The 22,134-nt window shown below is 37.9% G+C and carries 18 protein-coding genes; 6 read left to right on the top strand and 12 right to left on the bottom strand.

The genetic code is table 11. The features are described 5' to 3' along the window. Positions 1 to 114 precede the first annotated feature (114 nt). On the bottom strand, positions 115 to 867 hold the full coding sequence (locus ACQKIM_RS14595) for an alpha/beta hydrolase (protein ID WP_427545115.1): 753 nt from the start codon (positions 865 to 867) through the stop codon (positions 115 to 117). A 299-nt stretch (positions 868 to 1,166) separates the two neighbouring features. Here ACQKIM_RS14595 and ACQKIM_RS14590 point away from each other — a divergent pair, with 299 nt between their 5' ends. Next, positions 1,167 to 2,048, top strand: coding sequence for a LysR family transcriptional regulator (locus ACQKIM_RS14590; protein WP_427545113.1), 882 nt, complete (start codon positions 1,167 to 1,169; stop codon positions 2,046 to 2,048). 43 nt (positions 2,049 to 2,091) lie between these two features. Here the strand turns inward: ACQKIM_RS14590 and ACQKIM_RS14585 are convergent, their stop codons facing one another. Both ACQKIM_RS14585 and ACQKIM_RS14580 read right to left on the bottom strand, forming a co-directional pair. Next, the gene (locus ACQKIM_RS14585; RefSeq protein WP_427545111.1) at positions 2,092 to 2,889 is read right to left on the bottom strand and encodes a DUF1835 domain-containing protein; all 798 of its coding nucleotides are present in this window, start codon (positions 2,887 to 2,889) and stop codon (positions 2,092 to 2,094) included. Between the two features lie 15 nt (positions 2,890 to 2,904). Continuing rightward, positions 2,905 to 3,528 (bottom strand): LysE family translocator, encoded by a 624-nt coding sequence (locus ACQKIM_RS14580; protein WP_427545109.1) that lies wholly within the window; start codon positions 3,526 to 3,528, stop codon positions 2,905 to 2,907. Positions 3,529 to 3,767: 239 nt separating this feature from the next. Between ACQKIM_RS14580 and ACQKIM_RS14575 the strand changes: the two genes are divergently transcribed. From ACQKIM_RS14575 to ACQKIM_RS14555, 5 genes are all read left to right on the top strand, one after another. Beyond that, the gene (locus tag ACQKIM_RS14575; RefSeq protein WP_427545107.1) at positions 3,768 to 4,151 is read left to right on the top strand and encodes a sodium:proton antiporter; all 384 of its coding nucleotides are present in this window, start codon (positions 3,768 to 3,770) and stop codon (positions 4,149 to 4,151) included. A 472-nt stretch (positions 4,152 to 4,623) separates the two neighbouring features. Continuing rightward, complete coding sequence (proB, locus tag ACQKIM_RS14570) at positions 4,624 to 5,718, top strand: glutamate 5-kinase (RefSeq protein ID WP_427545106.1); 1,095 nt, start codon at positions 4,624 to 4,626, stop codon at positions 5,716 to 5,718. Positions 5,719 to 5,730: 12 nt separating this feature from the next. After that, a complete protein-coding gene (locus ACQKIM_RS14565; RefSeq protein WP_427545104.1) occupies positions 5,731 to 6,981 on the top strand; it encodes a glutamate-5-semialdehyde dehydrogenase in 1,251 nt (416 codons plus the stop codon). Between the two features lie 616 nt (positions 6,982 to 7,597). Further along, the gene (locus tag ACQKIM_RS14560; RefSeq protein ID WP_427545102.1) at positions 7,598 to 8,482 is read left to right on the top strand and encodes a DMT family transporter; all 885 of its coding nucleotides are present in this window, start codon (positions 7,598 to 7,600) and stop codon (positions 8,480 to 8,482) included. 21 nt (positions 8,483 to 8,503) lie between these two features. After that, positions 8,504 to 9,475: a carbohydrate kinase family protein gene (locus tag ACQKIM_RS14555; protein WP_427545100.1), complete on the top strand. Its 972-nt coding sequence runs from the start codon at positions 8,504 to 8,506 to the stop codon at positions 9,473 to 9,475. A gap of 109 nt (positions 9,476 to 9,584) precedes the next feature. On the opposite strand, the gene ACQKIM_RS14550 is transcribed toward ACQKIM_RS14555, so the two are convergent. From ACQKIM_RS14550 to ACQKIM_RS14510, 9 genes are all read right to left on the bottom strand, one after another. Beyond that, positions 9,585 to 10,283 carry a hypothetical protein gene (locus tag ACQKIM_RS14550; RefSeq protein WP_427545098.1) on the bottom strand — a complete coding sequence of 233 codons (699 nt, stop codon included), beginning with the start codon at positions 10,281 to 10,283 and terminating at the stop codon, positions 9,585 to 9,587. Positions 10,284 to 10,480: 197 nt separating this feature from the next. Continuing rightward, positions 10,481 to 11,443, bottom strand: coding sequence for a P1 family peptidase (locus tag ACQKIM_RS14545; RefSeq protein WP_427545096.1), 963 nt, complete (start codon positions 11,441 to 11,443; stop codon positions 10,481 to 10,483). 450 nt (positions 11,444 to 11,893) lie between these two features. After that, positions 11,894 to 13,021, bottom strand: a complete 1,128-nt coding sequence (locus ACQKIM_RS14540) for a conserved virulence factor C family protein (RefSeq protein WP_427545094.1) — start codon at positions 13,019 to 13,021, stop codon at positions 11,894 to 11,896. Positions 13,022 to 13,034: 13 nt separating this feature from the next. Further along, entirely contained in the window at positions 13,035 to 14,921 is a 1,887-nt protein-coding gene (locus tag ACQKIM_RS14535; protein ID WP_427545092.1) for an ABC-F family ATP-binding cassette domain-containing protein, read from the bottom strand. A gap of 727 nt (positions 14,922 to 15,648) precedes the next feature. Then, a complete protein-coding gene (locus ACQKIM_RS14530) occupies positions 15,649 to 16,263 on the bottom strand; it encodes an HD domain-containing protein (RefSeq protein WP_427545118.1) in 615 nt (204 codons plus the stop codon). Between the two features lie 763 nt (positions 16,264 to 17,026). After that, positions 17,027 to 18,070, bottom strand: coding sequence for a DUF917 family protein (locus tag ACQKIM_RS14525; RefSeq protein ID WP_427545090.1), 1,044 nt, complete (start codon positions 18,068 to 18,070; stop codon positions 17,027 to 17,029). A 16-nt stretch (positions 18,071 to 18,086) separates the two neighbouring features. Beyond that, on the bottom strand, positions 18,087 to 19,661 hold the full coding sequence (locus ACQKIM_RS14520) for an OPT/YSL family transporter (RefSeq protein WP_427545088.1): 1,575 nt from the start codon (positions 19,659 to 19,661) through the stop codon (positions 18,087 to 18,089). 22 nt (positions 19,662 to 19,683) lie between these two features. Further along, entirely contained in the window at positions 19,684 to 20,436 is a 753-nt protein-coding gene (locus tag ACQKIM_RS14515) for an IclR family transcriptional regulator (protein ID WP_427545086.1), read from the bottom strand. A 16-nt stretch (positions 20,437 to 20,452) separates the two neighbouring features. Next, a complete protein-coding gene (locus tag ACQKIM_RS14510; RefSeq protein ID WP_427545084.1) occupies positions 20,453 to 22,132 on the bottom strand; it encodes a hydantoinase B/oxoprolinase family protein in 1,680 nt (559 codons plus the stop codon). Positions 22,133 to 22,134 lie beyond the last annotated feature (2 nt).

Genomic DNA, 22,134 nt, shown 5'->3' with positions numbered 1-22,134 from the left:
GGAACGGAGATCAACCCCTCGTTTTGAAAAAGAGCTATACTTTTTAATTTGTCACCTTGATTTCATTGACATAATAGTATTTCAACAACATGAAGAGCTGTCAGCAGACAGCTCTTAGTTTGCTACAGACCACTCTACATGATCTAAAAATTTATATACATCCTCATATACTTTATCACGCTCTTTATCTAGCGTAATAATGTGACCGGAATTTTCATACCAGATAATCTCTTTATCATCTGTTTTTACTGTATTTAGGATAAAAGGTGCACTCTCTTGATATAGATCATCATCTAAAGAACCTTGCATGACTAATGTTGGTGCCTGAATTGTTGATAATTCTTCTCGAGTTTCAGTAGTTAAACGTGTCACTCCATCTAATGAATCTTTAGGAGTAATACGAAGTTCATGTAATTCTGAAATAATTTGATCCTTTGATTTATTTTCAAAGTGTTTATATAAACGAGCATAATGGTATAAACGAGTAAATAAGCCTTTTGAGTTATCACGTGTAATTGGTGCACACATGGCAACACACGCTTTTACTGGAAAATTCTCAGCTACTTTTAATGAGAATACGCCACCAAGTGAAATTCCTACTACAGCAATTTCTTCATAGCCTTTACTTTGTAGGAAGTTATAACCTTCCACAACATCGTTCCACCAATCCTCTGGTTTTGTTTCTAATAATGCTTCTGGCTCTACACCATGCCCACTATATATTGGTGCATGAACGGTATAACCACGTTTGGATAAAAATTCTCCTAGCTTTTTAACATCTTTTGTGCTACCTGTAAATCCATGCAGTAATAGTACGGCTTTTTTGCCTCCCTCGATTGTTAGAGGTTGTGGCTTTATAAACTTCATTTTATAGTATCCCCTTCACGGAAATTTGTAATTGTGTATTTTATGTGTCTATCTTAACACCCTTTATTAATAATGTACAATTTATAGTTTTTATCATATTGATGCATTTTACGCATTAACGATGTGAGGTTAAAACGTATTAAATCGCCTTTTCTTCATACTTTAAAAGTGCAAAATTTGGATTCGGTTATTTTCAGTACGAATTCTTTTTAATATTTTTTATGTCACCTATACTTCCTACTCTTTTCTCGTTATAATGCAGTTAGCTCAAAAAATACGGAAATAGAGGTGTTGAGGAAATGGAGTGGCAACAATTAGAGTATTTTGCAACAGTTGCAAAGCTTGAGCATATGACACGTGCTGCGGAAGCATTAGCGATTTCTCAACCAGCATTAAGCCGTTCAATTTCAAAACTTGAAGAAGAATTAGGAGTTCCTTTATTTGACCGTCAAGGGCGTTCCATTATGCTCAACCGATACGGGGAACTTTTTTTGTATCGAGTTCAACGTATGCGCAAGGAATATGAAAAAGCAGTTTTAGAATTACAGGAGCTCAATAATCCTGAGCTTGGTGATGTATCACTAGGTTTTCTACATACTCTTGGAACTAGCATTGTACCAGATTTAATCCGTGCTTTTCGTCTACAGCACCCCCATATCCGCTTTCACTTTACTCAAAATTACTCTCACTCACAACTTAAGCAATTACTGGCAGGAGAACTAGACATCTGCTTACTGGCAGCAATTGACACAGAACCTCCTGTTTGCTGGAGAGAGTTGTGGCGTGATGAGCTTTTTATCATGGTGCCTATCGATCATCCGTTTGCTCATCGCAAAAGCATCAAAATGAAAGAACTGGAACAAGAAAATTTCGTTCTGATGAAAAAGGGTTATGCATTACGTAGAACGGCAGATCGTTTGTTAAATGCCGCTGGAATTAAACCAAAAATTACGTACGAAGGTGATGAAGTATCAACAATTGCAGGTTTTGTGGGTGCTGGACTTGGTGTCTCTTTACTGCCTGATGACGAAGACTTAAATCCTAAAAAATTAGCTAAAATTCGTGTGGAAGATATGGTCTGTGAACGTATCATCGGGATGGCATGGATTGAAAATCGCTATCTCCCGCCTTCAGCAAGACAATTCCAACAGTTTGTTTTTGATTTTTATGAGAAAAGATAAAAAATAAGCGACAGGTTGCATAAGTCAACCCGCCGCTTTTTATTTACTTTCCAATATATTTTACTCGATATGAATAAATATCTGAAAAATCACCGTCAACCTCAAAAAGTCCTTTCTTTGCTAGAGCTTTCAAGCGATTTTCGATAAATTCTTCATTTAAATAATCATCTATTGCACCAATTGTCTCACCAATGATGCGGACTGGCAGCAACCATTCTTCATTCTGGTGAACATGTACTCTTTTTGCGCACTCGATTATAATCGCATCTAATGCATCTTCCTCTACATGCACAATACCATCTTTCCATATACGTAGTGTACTTTGGTGGTGTTTCAGGTTCTCCCATTCCTTTGCAAGTCGCTGACATTCATTAATAGAAAATCGTCTTGCCTCTGGACGAAGCTTCATAAACATTTCTGATGAAAGCTCCCCTGTATGACGTATCATCATATTGGGTTGGATGCGTTTCAAGCCTTCTGTGGCATCTATTCCATAGACCATACTGCACTTGTTGATAAACTCACTCATAACATAGCGTAGACCAATCTCTTCGTGTGTATTTTGGCTATACCAAACCCAGACATCTACATCACATGGTAATCTGTCTATTTTTTTCATCCAATCTTGATGAAAATCCTCATACAATTCAAACTCTTCATGATCCCTAAAAACAACGGCTTTAAGCCAATTTTGTCGTTCTTCAAGGTTATTCAGAGGACCAATCGAGAACACATCATTAATACAAATCACTGACTCATCACGTTGTAAATGGTTTTGTCGGATCGCATGTTTTATGGAACCTTGTGTAGATAAGCTAAAGGTGATATGTAAAATTGCCATGAACAATTCCCCCTTCTACTGTTTACTCAGTGCAATTTTAATGCCAATAAAGGTAAAGATAACACCCTGCACCATATTTAATCTTTTCGCAATTGCAGGCTTCCCTATAATCACTTTTCTTACTTTACTAGCAAAAATACTAAATACTGAAAATAGGAAAAGTGCTTGACTTAAAAAGATAATACCCAAAATAAGCATCTGTAAAGCCACATGACCTTTGGATGGATTTACAAACTGTGGCAATAGTGCTAAGAAAAATAAGGAGACCTTTGGATTTAATATATTCATTAAAATTCCTTTTCTATATAATGCTACGTAGGCCTGGGCATTTTGCTGGTCCAATGTGAATGGATCGCCCTTCGCTCGAAATGATTGCCACGCTAAATATAGTAAATATGCCGCACCCGCAAATTTCACAATAGAGAAAATAACAGTCGATTGATAAATAATGGCTGATATACCAAGTACAGCAGCGCCAATATGTACAAGCAAACCTGTACATAATCCAAACGAAGTAACAATACCTGCCTTTTTGTCCTGTGTAATGCTTTGTGCTAAAACAAATAAGTTATCTGGTCCTGGCATTAATGTTAATATAATTGCTGCTCCTAAAAAAGCTAATAATGTTGAAAGCTCCAATAATACTTCCCCTTCTCTCCATTACTTTCAACCATTCCCAAAATGGTTTTATTGTCATTATACTACATGACATTACTGTCATCTGATGTTAGTTTATGACTTTATCATGAATTTTGGAAGAAAAAAATTATTCATTCAATAATGCTCGTTAATGCAATACTTTTCTCCCTCAATATCTTATAATGAACATAACCAAATTGAAACAAGGTGCATTGTTTTAAAGGAAGAGGTGTTTGTCGATGGCAGTAAGTGATATTGTGGAGCAATATGAAGACGAGCATGGGAGCGTCTATTATAAAATGAAAACACATGACATTGAAGTGCGTGCTACACAAACTACAGGATTAGCACCTGTAATTACCTATTGGATGGGTGCTAAAGAAATTACGGACGATATTCGTAGTTTACGCTTCAGTCCTCGTCCCCCCTCAAGCTATATCCAAGATTATGAGGAATTTCAAGCATTGCTCTATACGAAGGAGCAGCGTGCCATCAACCAGTTATATGAACAAATGAGCATTAAACCCAAAAATATGTCTTCGGGGAAACAGATACTATGGAGCTTCTTTGTAATCGTCATTGCTATGCTCCCGCTACTAATCGCCGTTTGGTGGTTCAAGTAATTGTAGATAACTATGTTTAATTCTCGTTTGCTCACCATTCCCTTCTCATTTATTCAAAACTTTCTATTAACTTTCCTATTCAGCTTGACAGTGACAAAGAAGTAGTGCATTCTTTAGTCAATTACAAAAAAACTGAACTTCTTTATCAAGCATATTAATATACTAAAACGCACGAAGACTAGTACTTAGCAACTAATTGATTAGAGAGCAATGTCCATAGGCTGAAAGGCATGCACAAGAAAGACTAATGAACCTCCTTTGTGAATCGTCCTAGCCAAACTAGGCGCAGTCTCAAGCGTTATGAGTAAAGTGGAATGTCAATGATGTTCAATGTAGGTGGTACCACGGAAAGCAAGCCTTTTCGTCCTAGTTTCTAGGATGAAAGGCTTTTTTTATTGTAAAAGTTCGGAGTGACATAAACTTTGTGTCTACTAAAAGAATAATTTAGAGGAATGACGAAGGGGGAAAAGACGTGGAAAGAAAAAGAATTGTCGTCAAAATTGGAAGCAGCTCCTTAACCAACGCAAAAGGTGAAATTGATAAAATACGTTTAATGGATCATGTTCAAGCAATTGCTGAGTTAAAAAAATACGGTCATGAAGTATTACTTGTATCTTCAGGCGCAGTGGCAGCAGGTTTTAAACAGCTCGGCTACCCTTCACGTCCTGTAACAGTAAAAGGAAAGCAGGCCGCTGCAGCGGTTGGGCAAAGCTTACTCATACAAACCTATATTGCTTTATTTGGCATTTATGATATTGTACCTGCTCAAGTTTTATTAACACGTACTGATTTTTCAAAAAAAGAACGTTATAAAAACGCTTGTGCCACATTTGAGGAATTACTTGAGCGCTCTATACTGCCTATTATAAACGAAAATGATACAGTCTCTGTCAGTGAACTAACCTTTGGTGATAACGACATGCTATCGGCCCTTGTTAGTGGTCTGGTACATGCCGATCAACTCATCATATTAACAGATATCAATGGGTTGTATAACGCCAATCCTATTAAAAATCCTCAAGCTAAACGCATTGATCGTTTAACAGAGGTATCCGATGAAATGCTGGGCTTTGCAGACGGATCAGGCTCTAAGGTTGGTACAGGTGGTATGGAATCCAAGTTGCTCGCAGCTAGATCCGCCTTAAATGCTGGTGTCAAGGTATTTATTGGAACTGGACACGGTGCGAATAAGCTTGTCGATATTCTAGAAGGACATGGAGATGGCACATATGTTGAGCATGATGCACTTGCGGTTCTAACAAATAACAAACAGTGGATTGCACTCACGGAAGTATCTGGTAAAATTTTTATAGATAGTGGTGCAGAGCATGCGTTATTAGCTAATGGGAAAAGTTTACTGCCTGCTGGTGTCAGTTATGTGGAAGGTGATTTCGAGAAAGGCGATGTTGTAGAGGTTTATAGTGAAAAGGGATTGCTTGGTCGCGGTGAGGTATTATACTCTTCCCTTGAGTTAGCACATGCAATGGGAAAACGCACAGCTGAGTTAACAAACTACCCAATTGAGGTTATTCATCGAGATAAATGGCTAAAAATTCAAACAAATTAAGGAGGAATTTACATGACTAGTGAAGTTCAACTAAAAGGAAAACTGGCAAAAGCGGCAAGCTACGTGTTAAATATTAAAACGACTTGTGAAAAAAACGGTGCTCTTACAAAAATTGCAGAACAATTAATTGTTGATCAGGATACTATTATCGCTGAAAATGCAAAGGATTTAGCTCATGGTGAGGAGCAAGGAATGCCTGCATCCACACTGGACCGCATTATGCTTAACAAGGAACGTATAGAAGCAATGGCAAATGCCATCCATCTACTCGTAGAATTAGATGATCCAGTAGGTAATTTACTAGAAAGAATAGAAAAGGATAATGGGCTGTTAATTGAGAAACGTATGGTGCCGATTGGCGTTATCGGAATGATTTACGAAGCCCGTCCTAATGTAACCGTTGATGCGGCAACATTATCTTTGAAAACAGGCAATGCTGTAATTTTACGTGGAAGCTCTTCAGCTAAATTCTCAAATGTTGCAATAGTGACAAGCATTCATCGTGCCCTTGAAAAAACATCAATTCCTGTTGATGCGGTACAATTGATTGAGGATACAAATCGAGAAACAGCAAAAGAATTATTCCATCTAAAAGAATACTTAGATGTCTTGATTCCTCGTGGTGGAAAGGCACTCATTGATTTAGTAGTAAGAGAGGCCACTGTACCTGTCCTTGAAACAGGTGCTGGTAATTGTCATATTTATGTAGATCAAACAGCCGATTACATAAAAGCAGAAAAAATTTGTTTGAATGCAAAAATACAGCGACCTTCCGTATGTAATGCAGCAGAAAGCTTACTCATTCATCCAGATTGGTTTAAGGAGTATGGGTCCCAACTTCTAAGCGCTTTGAACCAGGCAGGTGTCACAATTATCGGCGATGAATTCGTTTGTCAAGCGCTTAATTTCGCTCTTCCAGCAACAGAAGAAGATTTCGCAACTGAATACTTAGATTTAAAAATAAGTGTAAAACTGGTGGAAAATGTGTATGAAGCAATTGAGCACATTAATAAATATGGTACTAATCATTCTGAAGCAATCATTACAGAGGATCAACTAGTGGCAGATACTTTCCTAAATAGCGTTGATGCGGCAGCTGTCTATCACAATGCCTCTACTCGTTTCACAGACGGCTTTGAGTTCGGCTACGGCGCTGAAATCGGCATTAGTACGCAAAAATTACACGCGCGAGGCCCTATGGGTTTACCAGCCCTTACCTCTACAAAATATTTCATTCACGGTAATGGGCAAATCCGCGAGTAACGGTAGAACTTAATGGAAAGCCAGCAGTTGATAAATGCTGTTGGCTTTCTTTCCTTTTACGAATCGTACTGCTAACTGTGTGGAGTCTTTTCCCTTGGCTGAGCGATTTGTATTGTTACCTGAGCCGATTCTTCTCTTAGCCGAGCGTTGCGAAGTCTCCCCTTGGCCAAGCGTTTTTGCACTGCTACCTGAGCGGAGTCTTTTCTTGGCCGAGCGTTTCTCTATGCTACCTGAGCGGAGTCTTCCCTTGGCTGAGCATTTTGCATTGCTACCTGAGCGGAGTCTTCCCTTGGTCGAGCGTTTCTCTATGCTACCTGAGCGGTATCTTCTCTTGGCCGAGCGTTTCTCTATGCTACCTGAGCGGTATCTTCTCTTGGCCGAGCGTTTTGCACTGCTACCTGAGCGGAGTCTTCCCTTGGCTGAGCGCTTCTCTATGCTACCTGAGCGGAGTCTTCCCTTGGCCGAGCGTTTCTCTATGCTACCTGAGCGGAGTCTTTTCTTGGCTGAGCGTTTCTCTCTGCTCCCAAGTATCGATTTTAAAATGAAGTGAAAAAATGTAATCCTGCCCACCTAGTTAACAACATTATTTATAAAAATTTTAGAAAGAAGGTTATGTATGAACATTTCTGCGATTATTAAATTAACTGTTTCAATGGCACTTTTTGGCTCAATCGGATTTTTTACTGTTCATACTGGTGTGCCTGCGACAGAGCTAGTATTTATCAGATGTATTTGCGCTACCCTCTTTCTAGGAGGTCTATGGCTCATCACTGGTGGACATAAAACAGAGGTATGGGATAAAAATGAAGTAGTAAGAACACTTATTTGTGGCGTCTTTATTGTCTTAAACTGGGTATTTCTATTTAAGGCCTTTGAGGAAATGTCAATCTCCATTGCGATTTCTATCTATAACTTAGCTCCCATTTTTGTCTTAATTTTTGGCGCATTATTTTTAAAAGAAAAGATGACAATCCAGGCACTCCTGGCAACACTTACTTGTTTTATAGGAAGTATGTTCATTATCGGCTTAAACAATTTTTTGTCACTCTCTGAGTTTATGAAATCAGGCTTTATTTGGGCATTACTGTCTGCTGTATTTTACGCGTTTACAATGCTAACAAGTAAAACGATTATAAAGCTTAGTTCCTATGCATTAACCTATATTCAAACAACAGTTGGAATTATCATCCTCTTACCATTTATAGATTTTTCACTGTTTGAAGGGTTAACGACAACAAATTGGCTATATATTTTAGGAACAGGCTTTATTCACACAGGCTTTGTTTATTATTTATTCTTTGATAGCATCCGTAGTCTCTCTACAATTCTAGTTTCTGTATTAGTATTTGTAGACCCAGTAGTGGCCATCTTGCTCGATATGTTGTTGCTTGATTTTATGCCAAGTCTTATGCAAACAATGGGGATATTATTAATTTTCGGGGGTATTTTTTATACCATCTACGTACCAAAGAAAAAACGTGTGTCCCATACTTCGACTTAAACCATATAGAGGAGGTTTTTCATGAGTAAGCTCTATACAATTGGTGAATTGTTAATTGATTTTACACCTACTAAACACGATAGTCTCCCTGAAGTTGAGTACTTTGCTAAAAATGCAGGTGGTGCTCCTGCCAATGTTGCAGCTGCTTGTGCAAAACTGGGACAGGAGGCCGCCCTCCTCACGCAAGTAGGGCTAGATGCTTTTGGAAATTTCCTTGTGGACACAATAAAACAGGCTGGTGTCGATACAAACTATATTATGCAAACTAATGAGGGCGAAACAAGTCTAGCCTTTGTGTCCCTAAAGAAAGATGGAAGCCGTGATTTTTTATTTTATCGACGTCATGCAGCAGATTTGCTTTACAGCAAAGAGCAGCTTCCAGCTAATCTATTAACAGCAAAGGATATTCTTCATTTTTGTTCAGTTAATCTAGTGGAAAGCCCGATGAAAGAGGCACATATAGCCTTGATTGAGCAAGCACATCAAGTAGCAAGTCTTGTGTCATTTGATCCCAATGTCCGTTTGCCATTATGGAATGATGACAAGACATGTCGTCAAACCATTTTGGAATTTCTACCAAAGGCTCATATTGTAAAGCTATCCGAGGAGGAGCTTTTGTTTTTAACTGCGATTGCGGATGAAGAAAAGGCAGTCCAAACATTATTTCAAGGAAAGGTACAAGTCTTGATAATTACTCGTGGAGCAGAGGGGGCAAGTCTTTATTCTAGAAAAGCGCATGTCAAAGTACCAGCTGACAATGTCCATGCGATTGATACAACTGGAGCCGGAGATGCCTTTATTGGTGCTGTGTTAAGCATTTTCCTTAGCCAACAAATAACCATTGAAAAGCTAATCGATTTTTGTGAGCAGTATGCCGTTCCTCTTCTGACATTCGCTAATCGTTATGCTGGAGCTTCCACTGAACAACATGGTGCTATCCCTTCCTATCTAACAAAGCATGAATTGGCATTTGACTATGATACTTTCTTTTAATTTATTTCAAGAATATTAAACCCCAGTTTTATACACTACCACTGTAAAGCGCGAGAAATCAACAATTCTAAAATTGATTTCTCGCGCTTTTCATGGTTTTGACTAGCCACTATTTTTCAGAAATAAAATGTCTTATATCATCTGATAAAATCGCTGTATCTGACGGATGCCAAAAATATGTAATACCGTCATATTGAACATTGTATTTATAAGCTATGGAATCATCCGTATATAAGATGATCTGATAGCTTATTGGATCTCCAGTGCTTGTATTCGGTTGAAATGCCGGAGTCTCTTTACTGTTTGAAAGGATATCCAAAAAGTTCTCCATTCCGGCTTCATCTGTAATAGTTGCTATTTGCTGATTACCCGCTGGTGTAGCTGATTTATATATTTCTATCTTTTTTACTTGGTCTAAAAAAACATCCTCAAAGTGCCATTTATACTTTGAATTATCAATTGCAAAATAGATCCGGTAACCATTTATAGCAGCTTTGTCCTTGACAGCGATGATATTATCTTCCCCTTTGATAGAATAAAGCTTTGTACCTTTTTCGTGAAACGCAGCATCTCCATCTTTTAATTGATAGGATGAATTTGAAACATTATCCGCTACTTTAAAGCGAACTTCTCCTATTTCTTTATCTATGAATGAAGCATCGGCTATTTCACTATTGTGAACACCATTATAATCATGACCGTTCCATTGAATAAAATCTACCCAATCAATTACTGTTTGATCGCCCATAAAAGGTATACATCCCGCTAAGTATATTAAGAGAAAACTAAGCATTATCCATTTTTTCATCACCATCACCTCTAGAACAATAGCAAGATTTTGAAATAACCACCGCCCGTAATATGGATGCTGTTTATTAATGAGGTTCTAAAAAGGTCTGATTTGTCAGTTACTCGCAACTTCAATGCCTCATTTTTTAACTTACATCGTCATTTGAGCAAGTTCAGAAACCATCTAACATTATCTTCACGCTGTTCCCTTTGTGATTATTTTTGAATGCTTGAATAGCTTTCGACGTCTGCCAATTTCTCAGCAGCCTTTACACCCGTAAGTATTGCTTCCTCCATCACTTTTGTTGCTAAGTGACCTATATAATCAACTGGATAGGCTCTAGTTCCTGTACCTAGTACAAAAATCGTATCACCATCCAGCATGGTATGAACAGGATATATTGTCCGTGCAAGAGCATTTTGAGTGAGCTGTGCAATTTTTTTTGCCTCTGCTTTCGTAAGCTTGGCATTTACTGCAACTACACCAATAGTCGTGTTTGTACCAGACAATGCTTCTGATTGCACATGCTCCTCTAAATAAGCACAACAATCAATCCATTCTGCTGTTTCCTTATTCCATGCACCTGCTAGCGTTTTTCTAGTAGAAGGATCTTTTACATCTCCAACAGCATTGACAGCAACAATGGAACCAACTACTAGATCGCCTTTGCCAGCGATAGAAGCACTACCTAGTCCTCCCTTCATGCAAAACTGAGGACCTGCTAATTTCCCAACAGTAGCACCATACCCAGCACCTGTATTGCCATTTAAAAATAATCCCATTTTGGCATTTTTAGCGGCTTCATAGCCCATTGCAGCAGTAGGTCTTGTTTTGGGATTACCTATAAACAAATCAAATAGTACAGCACTTGGAACAATTGGTACTTTGGCAATTCCTGTATCCACACCAATATCCTGCTCCTCTAGAAATTGCATAATTCCAGTCGCTGCATCCAGTCCAAATGCACTACCTCCAGATAAGCTAATAGCATGTACACGATCAATTTCATTGATTGGATCCAATGCATCTGTTTCACGAGTGCCTGGAGCAGAGCCTCTTACATCAACACCACAAACTGCACCATTCTCTACTAAAATAGCTGTACAGCCTGTTATACCTTCCTTATTTTCCGCATGTCCCACCTTTACACCAGGTACATCTGTAATATTTCCAAACATGGATAGACACCTCAACTTTAAATAGATTAAATATTCTAATTATTTTATGTAAAAAAAGTACATGTTGTTATTTTCCAATACACCTCCTTTCGCATTTTCGTGGAAGATAATTAAGAAAATCATCATTTTACTAGAAGTTTCAACAGATTAATAAGATTAATTTCTATAACTTCTCTCATATCACATGAAATCCTTTTCATATTTCCAGTTCAATCAATGGTATCATACAACCATGCTGAAGATACTAAACTGAGCTCAGGGAAAATAGTTGCTTCGATTTGTAACACATTATCTTGCTCTGTGAACCATGCGAGCGGTTGGGCATTCCAACACCACTTATTGAGCAGACTCCTCTCTTTTTTGAGCAACTTATCTCTCCAGTTTTCCCCAAAGGAAAAACCAACACCATATTTAAACAACAGTAGTTCAAATAGATGTTGGTTTATATTGTTATTGTTGACGAGATTCAGTCATTTGCTTCCACACAGAGCCTTTTGCTTCCTCGCCCTGTTCGATTCGTGCAATCGCCATTTTTACTTGTAGCTTTACCTCAAATTCTTTATCATCTTCTGCAGCTTTTAATGCAGGTAATGATTGCTCAGTACCTACCTCATATAAATACATGGCTGCCCGCCAGCGTACAAGCTTGTTTTTATCCTGTAAGGCATGCTGCATAGCGTTCTCAAATTCCACGAATCCAAGATCACTCATACAATCTCCTGCTGTTCGGCGTACAGCTGCACTTTTATCCTGTAATGCCTTTTCCAAATACGGCACAACCGACACATCTTCAACCATACCTAAATATACAGTAGCCAATCGTCGAATCGACATTTGCTCATCCTGTAAAGCTAAATCTAGCAGAGGTAAGTCATCTAGCTCTGGATCAGCCATTTGGTCGAGCAACTGGAAACGCTTCTCCCATTCTGGTTGCATAAACTGCTCAACTGTTACTTTTAACTTGTCTGTTTTTATAGCTGTTTTTTCATCATCATTAATGGCTGCAACAATTTCTGCTACACGTTCTGCTGAATAAGTGACATCAATCTCTTGCTTGACCGCTTCTGCAATTTCCTCAAGCTCACCATAACGCACGCCATAGTCAATCCACTTACGTTGGAAGATATAATTCTCATCGTCTGCGGACTCAATAATTTTATTGAAGGCTTCCACAAAGCGTTCACCACAGCTTACACGGTACTCTTGTTGATTATCAAATACCTTTACTTGTAGGGGCACCTGCTTATAAAATTGTACATGGACATAAACCTCCCCATAAAATTCATTAGCAGCATGTATTTCATTTTCTTCCTGTACATTATCTTCGCCTAAAACTTGACGAATGCTTGCTAAAATACCTTCCCATGCATATTTCGCATTACGTTCAACTGCAAAAAAATCAGCTACATGATAAACGCCCTTGACCCCTTCAATTGCCAAAATTGCCGCAGCTTCACCAGTTGCTTCATCTTTATTATCTTTTGTAAAATTATAGCTTTTTCCAAATGGTAGTTCTGTATCCACGACAATTTTCATTGAATTAGGGCTTGGTGTCGGTTCAATTGTTATAATCTTCATGTCTAATCGCTCCTTATCCATTCACAATTTCTTCTAAATAAGACCATCTTTCAATCAAATATTCGTACTGGGCATTAAGCTCATCTAGCTTTGCCGTTAATTCCTGCAGCTTTGTAAAATCAGAGCCAGCATTGGCAATTCCTTCTTCAGTCTCCATAATAGCAGTTTCTGTTTTTTCAATATCGTCTGAAATCGTTTCCCACTCTTTTTGCTCTTTAAAGGATAGCTTTTTCTTGTCCGATTTTGGCTTTTCCATTTTTGGTTTCTCTGCTTTTGGCGCTTCTACTTTTACAGAAGCCTCCTGCTCACGTTTTGCCAGATACTCACTGTAAAGATCCAGTGTCTCCTCTACCTGACCCTGTCCATCTAAAATCCATAGCTTTTTAGCAATTCGGTCAAGGAAGAAACGGTCATGGGAAATTGTGATCACAACACCAGGGAAATGCTCTATAAAATCTTCCAGTACGCCCAATGTTTCAATATCCAAATCATTGGTAGGCTCGTCCAGTAATAGAACATTCGGCTGCTCCATTAATAAACGTAATAAATGAAGGCGTTTACGTTCCCCACCAGATAATTTACCGATTGGTGTACCATGTCCATGAAGCGAAAACAAGAATCGTTCAAGCATTTGAGCAGCAGAGTAGCGTACCCCCTCTGCATCTGTAATATCGTTGGAAGCTTCACGAATATATTCAATCATACGCTCATTTTCATTCATTTTCGGTAATGTCTGCTTGAAATGTGCTAGCTTTACTGTTGAACCAACAAGAATTTCACCTATATCTGGTGTTAGCTCTCCTGCTAGCATGTTCAATAATGTTGATTTTCCTACTCCATTTGCTCCAATAATACCGATACGATCACCTTGCTGGAGTATAAATGAAAAATCATCAAGAATTTTTTGCTGTCCAAATGCCTTAGAAATATTTTCAGCCTCTAATACTTTACGACCAAGTCGTGTAGTAGCAAGTCCCATTTCTAACGAAACATCCTCAGTTTTACGTTCTAGGTTTTCATCAAGCTGCTCAAAGCGTTGAATACGTGCCTTTTGTTTTGTTGAGCGTGCTTTCGCTCCGCGACGAATCCATTTTAATTCTGAGCGATAGCGATTGCGGTCTTTTTGGGCAGAGGCTGCTCTCATTTCTTCACGAATAGCACGTGCCTCTAAATAATCCCCATAATTCCCTGTATGACGATACAATGTTTGATCTGCTAGCTCATATATATGCGTTGATAATTCATCTAAAAAATAACGATCATGGGTAATAAAGATAACAGCCCCTTTTAATCGTAAAACCATTTCTTGCAACCATTCTGTTGATTGTACATCTAAATGGTTAGTAGGCTCATCCAATAAATACAGATCTGCCGGCTCAATTAACACCTTCGCTAAAGCAACCCGCTTTTGCTGACCACCTGATAACGTTAATACTTCTTTTTCAAATGTTTCAATGCCAAGCTTCGTTAGTGCAGTTTTCGCCAGTGCATTGACATCCCATGCCTGTTCTTCATCCATTCGCTGCTGTAAGCTAAACAGCATTTTTTGCAGACTTTCCGAGGTAGGATTTAAAGCAAGAGCCGCTACTGTTTCCTCATATTCACGATTCAACTTTAAAATTGGAGAATCACCTGCAAACACAGCCTGCAAAACTGTTTCACCGCTTGTAAATTTTGGATCTTGTGGTAAATAAGCGATTCGATATTTATTAGGTCTGTCCACATTCATCGAATCCGCTTCAATCTGCTCAGCTAATATGGACAATAAAGTAGATTTTCCCGTTCCATTAATACCGATTAAGCCAGCTCGCTCTCCCTCATAGATTGTAAATTCAATATTTTGAAAGAGCGTTTTATCGCCCACTGTTTTTGTTAAATTTTGTACAATTAAATGACTCATTCCACTATTCCATCTCTTTCACACTTAATATGTAGACGTTTTATTGATATCCATTCTTAATCATAACATCAAACGACTGCTAAACAAAGAACAACAAACCGAACAAATGATATCAGAATTAACAATTCATAATGGTAAATGTCTATCAAAGAACATGCTTATCGTTGTCGAATTTATTACCCCCTTTTATAGGACTTGAGAATCTGGATAGGAATAACTAATTCTCATTTGATGACATTGGAACTCTTCTGTATAATAGGCTAAACTTGGCTAAATGAACTATGGGCCTGCTTTGATAAGAACATCATCTGCATATCCATCCCTAGGCAAAGACACCCAAAGTTTTAATCCCTCTAGGCTCAATCCATAACTTTTCCACATATAAATGCATCCCATTTGAGCTTAAAAATGGCATTAATGACCTTGTTTATGAGCAGCAATTAGAGTAAAGCACAAGTGGTTATAGTACAAAATTTCTATGTAAAAAAATAAGGCATAGGGCGCAATTTAATGCGACACCTATGCCATTATCCATGATGCACCACTCTAATCTATGCATAATTCTTCAATATCTGTACTTGTAAAACTTATATTTCAAGATGAACTAGAATCAGAAATCAGACGACATGGACGTTCCATTTCCTGTAACGTCCAGATTGGTTTCAGTCAACAAAAAGTCTTATATTTTCTACTCTTATTAGATTAGGAAATTAATTGCAGGTTCAAATTATTGACCAATTTCCTTTTGCAACTGCTGTAAAAAGCTTTCCATAAACTGATGGCGTTCATTAGCCATTTGCTTGCCCTTTTCGGTTGTCATTAAATCCTTTAAGAATAAAAGCTTCTCGTAGAAATGTGTGACTGAGGATGTATTTTTAGTACGATATTCCTCCTCCGTCATATTTGTTCGTGCTTGCTCTGCAGCATCATACAGTTTTCGTCCCTTGGCACCCCCATAAGCAAATGTTCGTGCAATTCCAATGGCTCCAATGGCATCTAAGCGATCTGCATCTCGTACTATTTTTGCCTCAATAGATGTTGCTTCAAGCTCATTGCCCCCATTAAATGATACTTGAGCAATACAATCTCGAATATGCTGCTTTTTATCTTCATTTAATGCTAACTCTGCAATTAGCTGATTTTCTTGCTCTTTACTATTGGTATACTTTTTGTCACTTACATCATGCAGCAGCACTGCAATTTTTACGACTTCCGCGTCTGCTGCTGGCTCACTCTGTAAAATGTTCACTGCATTTTGGTAAACGCGTTCAATATGCTGAAAATCATGGCTTGCATCAAACTGCTCATAAATGCCTCGTACTTTATCCATTAAATCATTCATGTTCTTCATTCAGTCCCTTCTTTGCTATTATACTGATAAGTGATATCCTGCATCAATAAATATAAAGATAATCAAATGATTTCAATTGACTAATTTTTCAGAATATTATATGATAAATACACAGAACAACTTTGTTCTGTATCTCACTATTTCAATGTACGGTAACTATGTTCTTCACAGATTATTTAACTAACTTCAGCGGGCTTACAATTGAATAATGTGTTACAAGATGATGTATGTATAACATAAGCCAATCATCTAAGAAAACAAATAAAAGTGAACACTTTCCCTTAGAAATTCTTTGTTTTAACCCGCATAGTGTTTGTACAAGTTGAAATAGATGAGCAATCCGATAGACTTGTTTTCACGACCAGAAAGCTTTCATCATATGTTGCAAGTGTACATTACTTTTGTCATTAATTGATGTTGCCTTCTTTTATTCCATAATGGAATAAGTATGAACGTAGCTCCTCTCTTTAATGAAAAAGGTGTACAATTATTTGCTGACATTATGAGAATAGCTGGCTCATTAGAGTTGTGTGAACAATAAAAGATAATTTATTTAGGCAAATTTTTTCGAGTATCATTTAAGCCATAGAAAAAGTATTATGTTATGAAGGAAGTAGGAACGATTTTTATGTACTGTTATACCTCCCCGCTGAAGGGACAATAAAAGCTGCCCATCTCACTTACATGTAGATGATGGCAGCTTTTATTAATTAGGTTGCTTTCTTGCTATTTTAACATGTTATTTTCTTCATTTTTATAAAACCTTACCAATAACCGCGTCAATCTCCTGTAGCAGCTCGGCATTTTTCATCGTTGAGCTTAAATTTAAATGGCTTTGATCAACTTGAATAACAGCTATATGCATGCCTTCTTTAATGCTAGCACTTGGTACAGGTACCATCCCTTCAATATCAAATGTCATTATTAAATCTGGAAATCTCGATTGGACAGTCCCTGCCTTTGATAATGTCATATATTCATTCCAGAAAGTTAATTCAACATCCTCAACAGTTAAGCTACCGACATCAAAACCATTATCCTTTATCAGAGAAAAATCTTTTACTACACCAGATACGATATGCTCGCCATTTAACAGATGAATAATATTATCTAATTTTTCATTCAGTGTTCGCCCACTTAGGAAGCTATAACCGAGCTCAATAGCGGCAGATATTGCATTTGGTGCACCATGTTCCTTCAAATAGCCTATTGTTATTGGATTACGTGTCACCGCTACCAATCCTCCAGCTAGAATAGAAGCATGACGAACTGTTTTTGCTGTGTTTTGTAAATTTCCTTCAGCTAAGCCTTGAATAGCGTAATCATTTTTTCCACCTGCATAAAATTGAACGGATTGATAATCTTGTTGCTCATGTAGGTTTAGGGAACCCATAATGCCAGTCGGGTGAGCCCGTCCATTGCAAGGGGCATCAACGACTGGTACGTTCAGTAATACCGATTGTAACCAGCCATTGATTGTCGTTATGGCACCATTTTCATTCGTAATAATTCCTTTTAATCGATGATCCATATACGCATTCATCTGTTGATAACTCCAGCATAGCTGTTCATTGGATACATATTGTTCTTCCGCTGAAGGTGCTCCAACCATTGCTACGCAGGCTACTAAATCTTCATGGTTTAATGCTGTTATATCGATAAGTTGAGGGTTTCCGGCAGCGAAAATTTCCTCCACTAACTTTAAACCTTCCCCAACGAGGCCGCCACCGCCACCTCCTAGGATTGCACCTCCATAAACAGCGGCTAAACCATCCTCATACGTTAACACCTTTATCATCTGCTCTTACCCCTTTCTATTTTCCTATCTTAAGAATGGAAGAGAAGAAGCTATATAAAGCGTCTCCAGCAATAACACCTGCTGCAAAGACTGTCATTTCAGATTCTCTCTTACCTTTTGTCATATAAGTGAAAATAACACGAAGTAAAATACCAGCTAACACTGCCCAACCAGCTATAGGATTGATTAGTAATAAACCAGTCGCAAACAGAATACCCATTTGTCTCTTTGAACCGCCAATTAATTGAATCAATGCCCCAGGAATCGCCCAGATCAATAGCTGTTTCGCTACGTCTCCAGTCACTCCAGATTGGATAGTAGCTGCATATACATGGTTGACAGGTGCTACTAAATCCTGTGCAAAATAAGATTGATATGAAAGTAAAACAACAACAGCAGAAATTGAAAATGCTAGCATACCAGCAATCATTTGCTGTTTACGCCCTTCTTTTTCTAATACAGGATCACTGCCATTTCCACGTAAAATAAAACCTGTTTTCAAGTCATAGCCCATATCTGCAAATGCTACCCCTGTTGCTGCACTATAGCCAGCTAACAAAGCAAGAGCGGGTGCCGGGAAACCAATTAGTATTCCGACAATTAGTGTGATAAACGCTACTGCAAATGCTGGGAACCAGCCTGCATGCATTGCAGCAATCCCAACAATAAGTTCGTGAACAAATGCTGCAATTGTTGCGAAAATGATAAAGCCGATTAGCATTCCAAAAGACATGTGTGAAATCATACCACCTATTAAAGCAATTAATAATGCAATCGCTAAATAAGCAATAAAACCTACACCAAAACCTTGTCGAATTTCTTTTTGGTCTTTTGAATAGATTAATTCTTCTGACTCTTTAGTTGCCCTTTTACTTAGCAAAGTAAAAGCAACCTGGAAAAGAGCTACAATGCCTGCTCCAATCATAATGCCATGCGGAATATAATATTCATTCAAATCGACATTAAATAATTGAACAGAATAACCTCTCAGTAATAGACCAATTCCAAACATTGTAAGCGCCCAAATATTTCCGATAAACGCTACCCCAAAAGCTGACATTGGAATTTTAAGAACAGACCCCACGATACCGATTAATACACCGCCAATTAAAACCTTTGCGTTTTTACCGCCTTTATCGCCAGCTTTAATAGCCTCAGCTGTTGCAATCCCCGGTGGCCAGGTACCTGTTGCTGGGAAAATCTTTGTATCAAAAAATTTATATAATAATAAAGCATCCACAAACATCGCTAAAATAACACCAATAAACAATGGCAAAACTAAATTTTCATAGCCTAAAACATATGGAATACCAATTGGCAACATTAAACTACTCGCTGCACTAAAAGTAGCCGATGATATTGCTGTCTGTATAATATTTTGTCTATGCACGGATTTGAATGCAATTAGCTTGCCAATTGGAATTCTTCCTAAAATCATCGCGAATATAGCCCCAATGATGGATGTATTAGCAGAAATCCCTAAAGTCGTAATCAGTTGTATCCCAATAATTGCCCCTACCACAGATGTTAAGACAATCATTAGTAAAGTTACAGGCTCCAAAGCCCGTGGATGTAATACTTTATTATTCATAGTGTCAGCTCCCCTATTGTTGTTATAGTTTAGATATGTGAGATTGAATTTGATGAGCAATTTTCACTAACTGTTCAAGCATGTATTTCTCCCTTTGATCGTCAATGTCATATACTAATCCAGAAATCGTAAGAGATGCCATGATTTCTTTCTTATAATTGAATAATGGTACACTTATACCAAAAGCATGTTCATTGTACTCCCCGACAGTAACACACCACTTATTTTGTCGTATGGTTTGTAGCTCCTCTTGTAAATTATCAAGAAGCTTTTTATGTTCCTCTTCAGACTGCTTTTCATGAAAATAGGCTAACAATTCTAGCTGCCTTTCTTTGTCTAAATAGGCAAACATAACTTTACAGGAAGCACCGATATAAAGCGGTGTTTTTGTACCTAAGGACACCGCATATTTTATATTCTTACTACTTTCAGCAATTTTTGTTGTGACACCATACTCATTATCCATATAAGTTAGAAATACTGATTCATTGATTTCACTTGCAAGACTTTGCATCAATTCATAAATTGTAAAATGAGGGTCACTTGTATTGGAGAGCGCGTCATGAAATATAAACATTTTATAACCTAATTTATATTTTTTTGTAGCATCATCCTGTAATAAATACCCAGCTTCTGTAAATGTATTGATTGTTCTTTGCACAACACTTGTATGCAGTTTTGTCATGCGTGAAATTTCACGAACACCTAATGCGCTTTCTGTATTTGCAAAGCATTCTAGTATATCCAATGAGTTTTTTAATGTCTTGACAGTCATTTATATATTTCTCCTTTTATGCGTTTTGGTAACCGTAACGTTTTTCAGCTACCTCTAAAGAAATATATCCATTTATTAGATCTTTTTCAATTGCTTTCTTACTTCTCTCTTGTGGATTGCCATAGCCACCCCCTGTTGCTGTGACAAGCTCAATACGATCTCCTTTCTGTAATTCATAATTGGCGAGTACTCCTACTGGTCCCACCTTTGTACCATCTTCTTTATGAATAATCAGATAGTTATGCGAGCCTTCCTCCCCATCATTTAAGCCAAATGGTGCAAATTGATGTCTACCTAAGTTGACAGAAACCTTTTGACCATCATGATTAACGGTATAAACTCGGCGTACACCTAAGCCACCTCTATATTGCCCTGCACCAGCACCATCGCAATTTAAGCTATATTCATCAATCTGAATACCGTATTTTGTCTCTGCAATTTCAACAGGAAGATTATACGTTTCTCCATCTCCCATACAATATTGCCCACTTTGGCCATCCTCATCATTTGACGCTCCCCAGCCACCTACTGAAGGCTCAACAATTAGGAAGGACTCATTATTTTCAGGATTTTTGCCTGTTAAGATAAATGTACAAACCGACTGTAAATGCCCTGCTGATAATCTTTCTGGTAAATAAGGTGCAAGTGCCTTCCAAATTAAGTCTGCTGCTCCAATACGTGCCTCAAAGTTCATCGAAACAGGATGTGGACGCTTGGCTGATACAATTGAATTATCATCTGTAAGAATCGTTAAGCGTTTAAAGACACCTTCATTAATCACATCAATATCTCCAAGTAATGCTAAGAACATTACACGAACACTAGCCATTAAACCAAATTGTGAGCAGTTTACTGGCACATTAACAGCAGGATGTGAGCCTCTAAAGTCACAAATAAATTCTTCATCGCTAATCGTTACTTTCACTTTAATTGGATAAGGTCCACCTTTTAATGGATCGCCTTCAATAAAGTCCTCTGCATAAAATTCACCTTTTGGTAGATGTTGAAGCTCAAGCTCTACAATTTTTTCACCCTTGTCCAATAATTTTTGAATGGACAACTTCACCGATTCAGCACCAAATTTCCGACAAAGCTCTGCAATCCGTTTTTCACCTGTTTTTAAGGCTGCTACTTGTGCAAACATATCTCCAATAGATAGCTCTGGTAGACGAACATTTGTAGATATGATTTCATAAATGCCTTCGTTGAGCTCGCCCTTTTGATAAAGCTTTACACCTGGTAGCTGAAGACCTTCCTGATAGATTTCATTCGAATTACTTGTAAATGAACCAGGGTCCATCCCACCTACTTCGGTCCAGTGTGCTTTATTTGCAGAATAAGCAATAATTTCTCCATTGTAGAAAATCGGTAAAACCAATCCTACATCTGATAAATGCGAGCCTCCTCCAACATAAGGGTCATTTATAATGATGACATCCCCTTCGTTTAATTTTTTCCCATTATCATATTTTTCTATGACACGTTGAACCATTGGACTCAGCATCCCAATAAAACTTGTTACACCATTACCTTGGCTAATTAAATTTCCCTTGGCATCCGTTAAACCACAAGCATAATCTAAAACCTCATAGATAACGGGGCTCATAGATGAGCGAGCTAATGCAACAAACATCTCATCTCCAATGGCCAGCAATGAATCCTGAATAATTTCTATAGCAAAAACATCTTTTTTCATGT

Origin of the sequence: Lysinibacillus sp. NPDC047702, assembly GCF_050272555.1 — a bacterium.
Taxonomy (GTDB): Bacteria; Bacillota; Bacilli; order Bacillales_A; family Planococcaceae; genus Lysinibacillus.
The sequence above is the reverse complement of the archived record's forward strand: the minus strand, read 5'-3'. Positions and strand labels throughout refer to the sequence as shown.

What these genes read in the sequence shown, in the direction of transcription:
- ACQKIM_RS14595 (WP_427545115.1), bottom strand. Translation starts at nt 867, where the DNA reads ATGAAGTTTATAAAGCCACAACCTCTAACAATCGAGGGAGGCAAAAAA.
- ACQKIM_RS14590 (WP_427545113.1), top strand. Translation starts at nt 1,167, where the DNA reads ATGGAGTGGCAACAATTAGAGTATTTTGCAACAGTTGCAAAGCTTGAG.
- ACQKIM_RS14585 (WP_427545111.1), bottom strand. Translation starts at nt 2,889, where the DNA reads ATGGCAATTTTACATATCACCTTTAGCTTATCTACACAAGGTTCCATA.
- ACQKIM_RS14575 (WP_427545107.1), top strand. Translation starts at nt 3,768, where the DNA reads ATGGCAGTAAGTGATATTGTGGAGCAATATGAAGACGAGCATGGGAGC.
- ACQKIM_RS14565 (WP_427545104.1), top strand. Translation starts at nt 5,731, where the DNA reads ATGACTAGTGAAGTTCAACTAAAAGGAAAACTGGCAAAAGCGGCAAGC.
- ACQKIM_RS14560 (WP_427545102.1), top strand. Translation starts at nt 7,598, where the DNA reads ATGAACATTTCTGCGATTATTAAATTAACTGTTTCAATGGCACTTTTT.
- ACQKIM_RS14555 (WP_427545100.1), top strand. Translation starts at nt 8,504, where the DNA reads ATGAGTAAGCTCTATACAATTGGTGAATTGTTAATTGATTTTACACCT.
- ACQKIM_RS14550 (WP_427545098.1), bottom strand. Translation starts at nt 10,283, where the DNA reads ATGAAAAAATGGATAATGCTTAGTTTTCTCTTAATATACTTAGCGGGA.
- ACQKIM_RS14545 (WP_427545096.1), bottom strand. Translation starts at nt 11,443, where the DNA reads ATGTTTGGAAATATTACAGATGTACCTGGTGTAAAGGTGGGACATGCG.
- ACQKIM_RS14540 (WP_427545094.1), bottom strand. Translation starts at nt 13,021, where the DNA reads ATGAAGATTATAACAATTGAACCGACACCAAGCCCTAATTCAATGAAA.
- ACQKIM_RS14535 (WP_427545092.1), bottom strand. Translation starts at nt 14,921, where the DNA reads ATGAGTCATTTAATTGTACAAAATTTAACAAAAACAGTGGGCGATAAA.
- ACQKIM_RS14530 (WP_427545118.1), bottom strand. Translation starts at nt 16,263, where the DNA reads ATGAATGATTTAATGGATAAAGTACGAGGCATTTATGAGCAGTTTGAT.
- ACQKIM_RS14525 (WP_427545090.1), bottom strand. Translation starts at nt 18,070, where the DNA reads ATGATAAAGGTGTTAACGTATGAGGATGGTTTAGCCGCTGTTTATGGA.
- ACQKIM_RS14520 (WP_427545088.1), bottom strand. Translation starts at nt 19,661, where the DNA reads ATGAATAATAAAGTATTACATCCACGGGCTTTGGAGCCTGTAACTTTA.
- ACQKIM_RS14515 (WP_427545086.1), bottom strand. Translation starts at nt 20,436, where the DNA reads ATGACTGTCAAGACATTAAAAAACTCATTGGATATACTAGAATGCTTT.
- ACQKIM_RS14510 (WP_427545084.1), bottom strand. Translation starts at nt 22,132, where the DNA reads ATGAAAAAAGATGTTTTTGCTATAGAAATTATTCAGGATTCATTGCTG.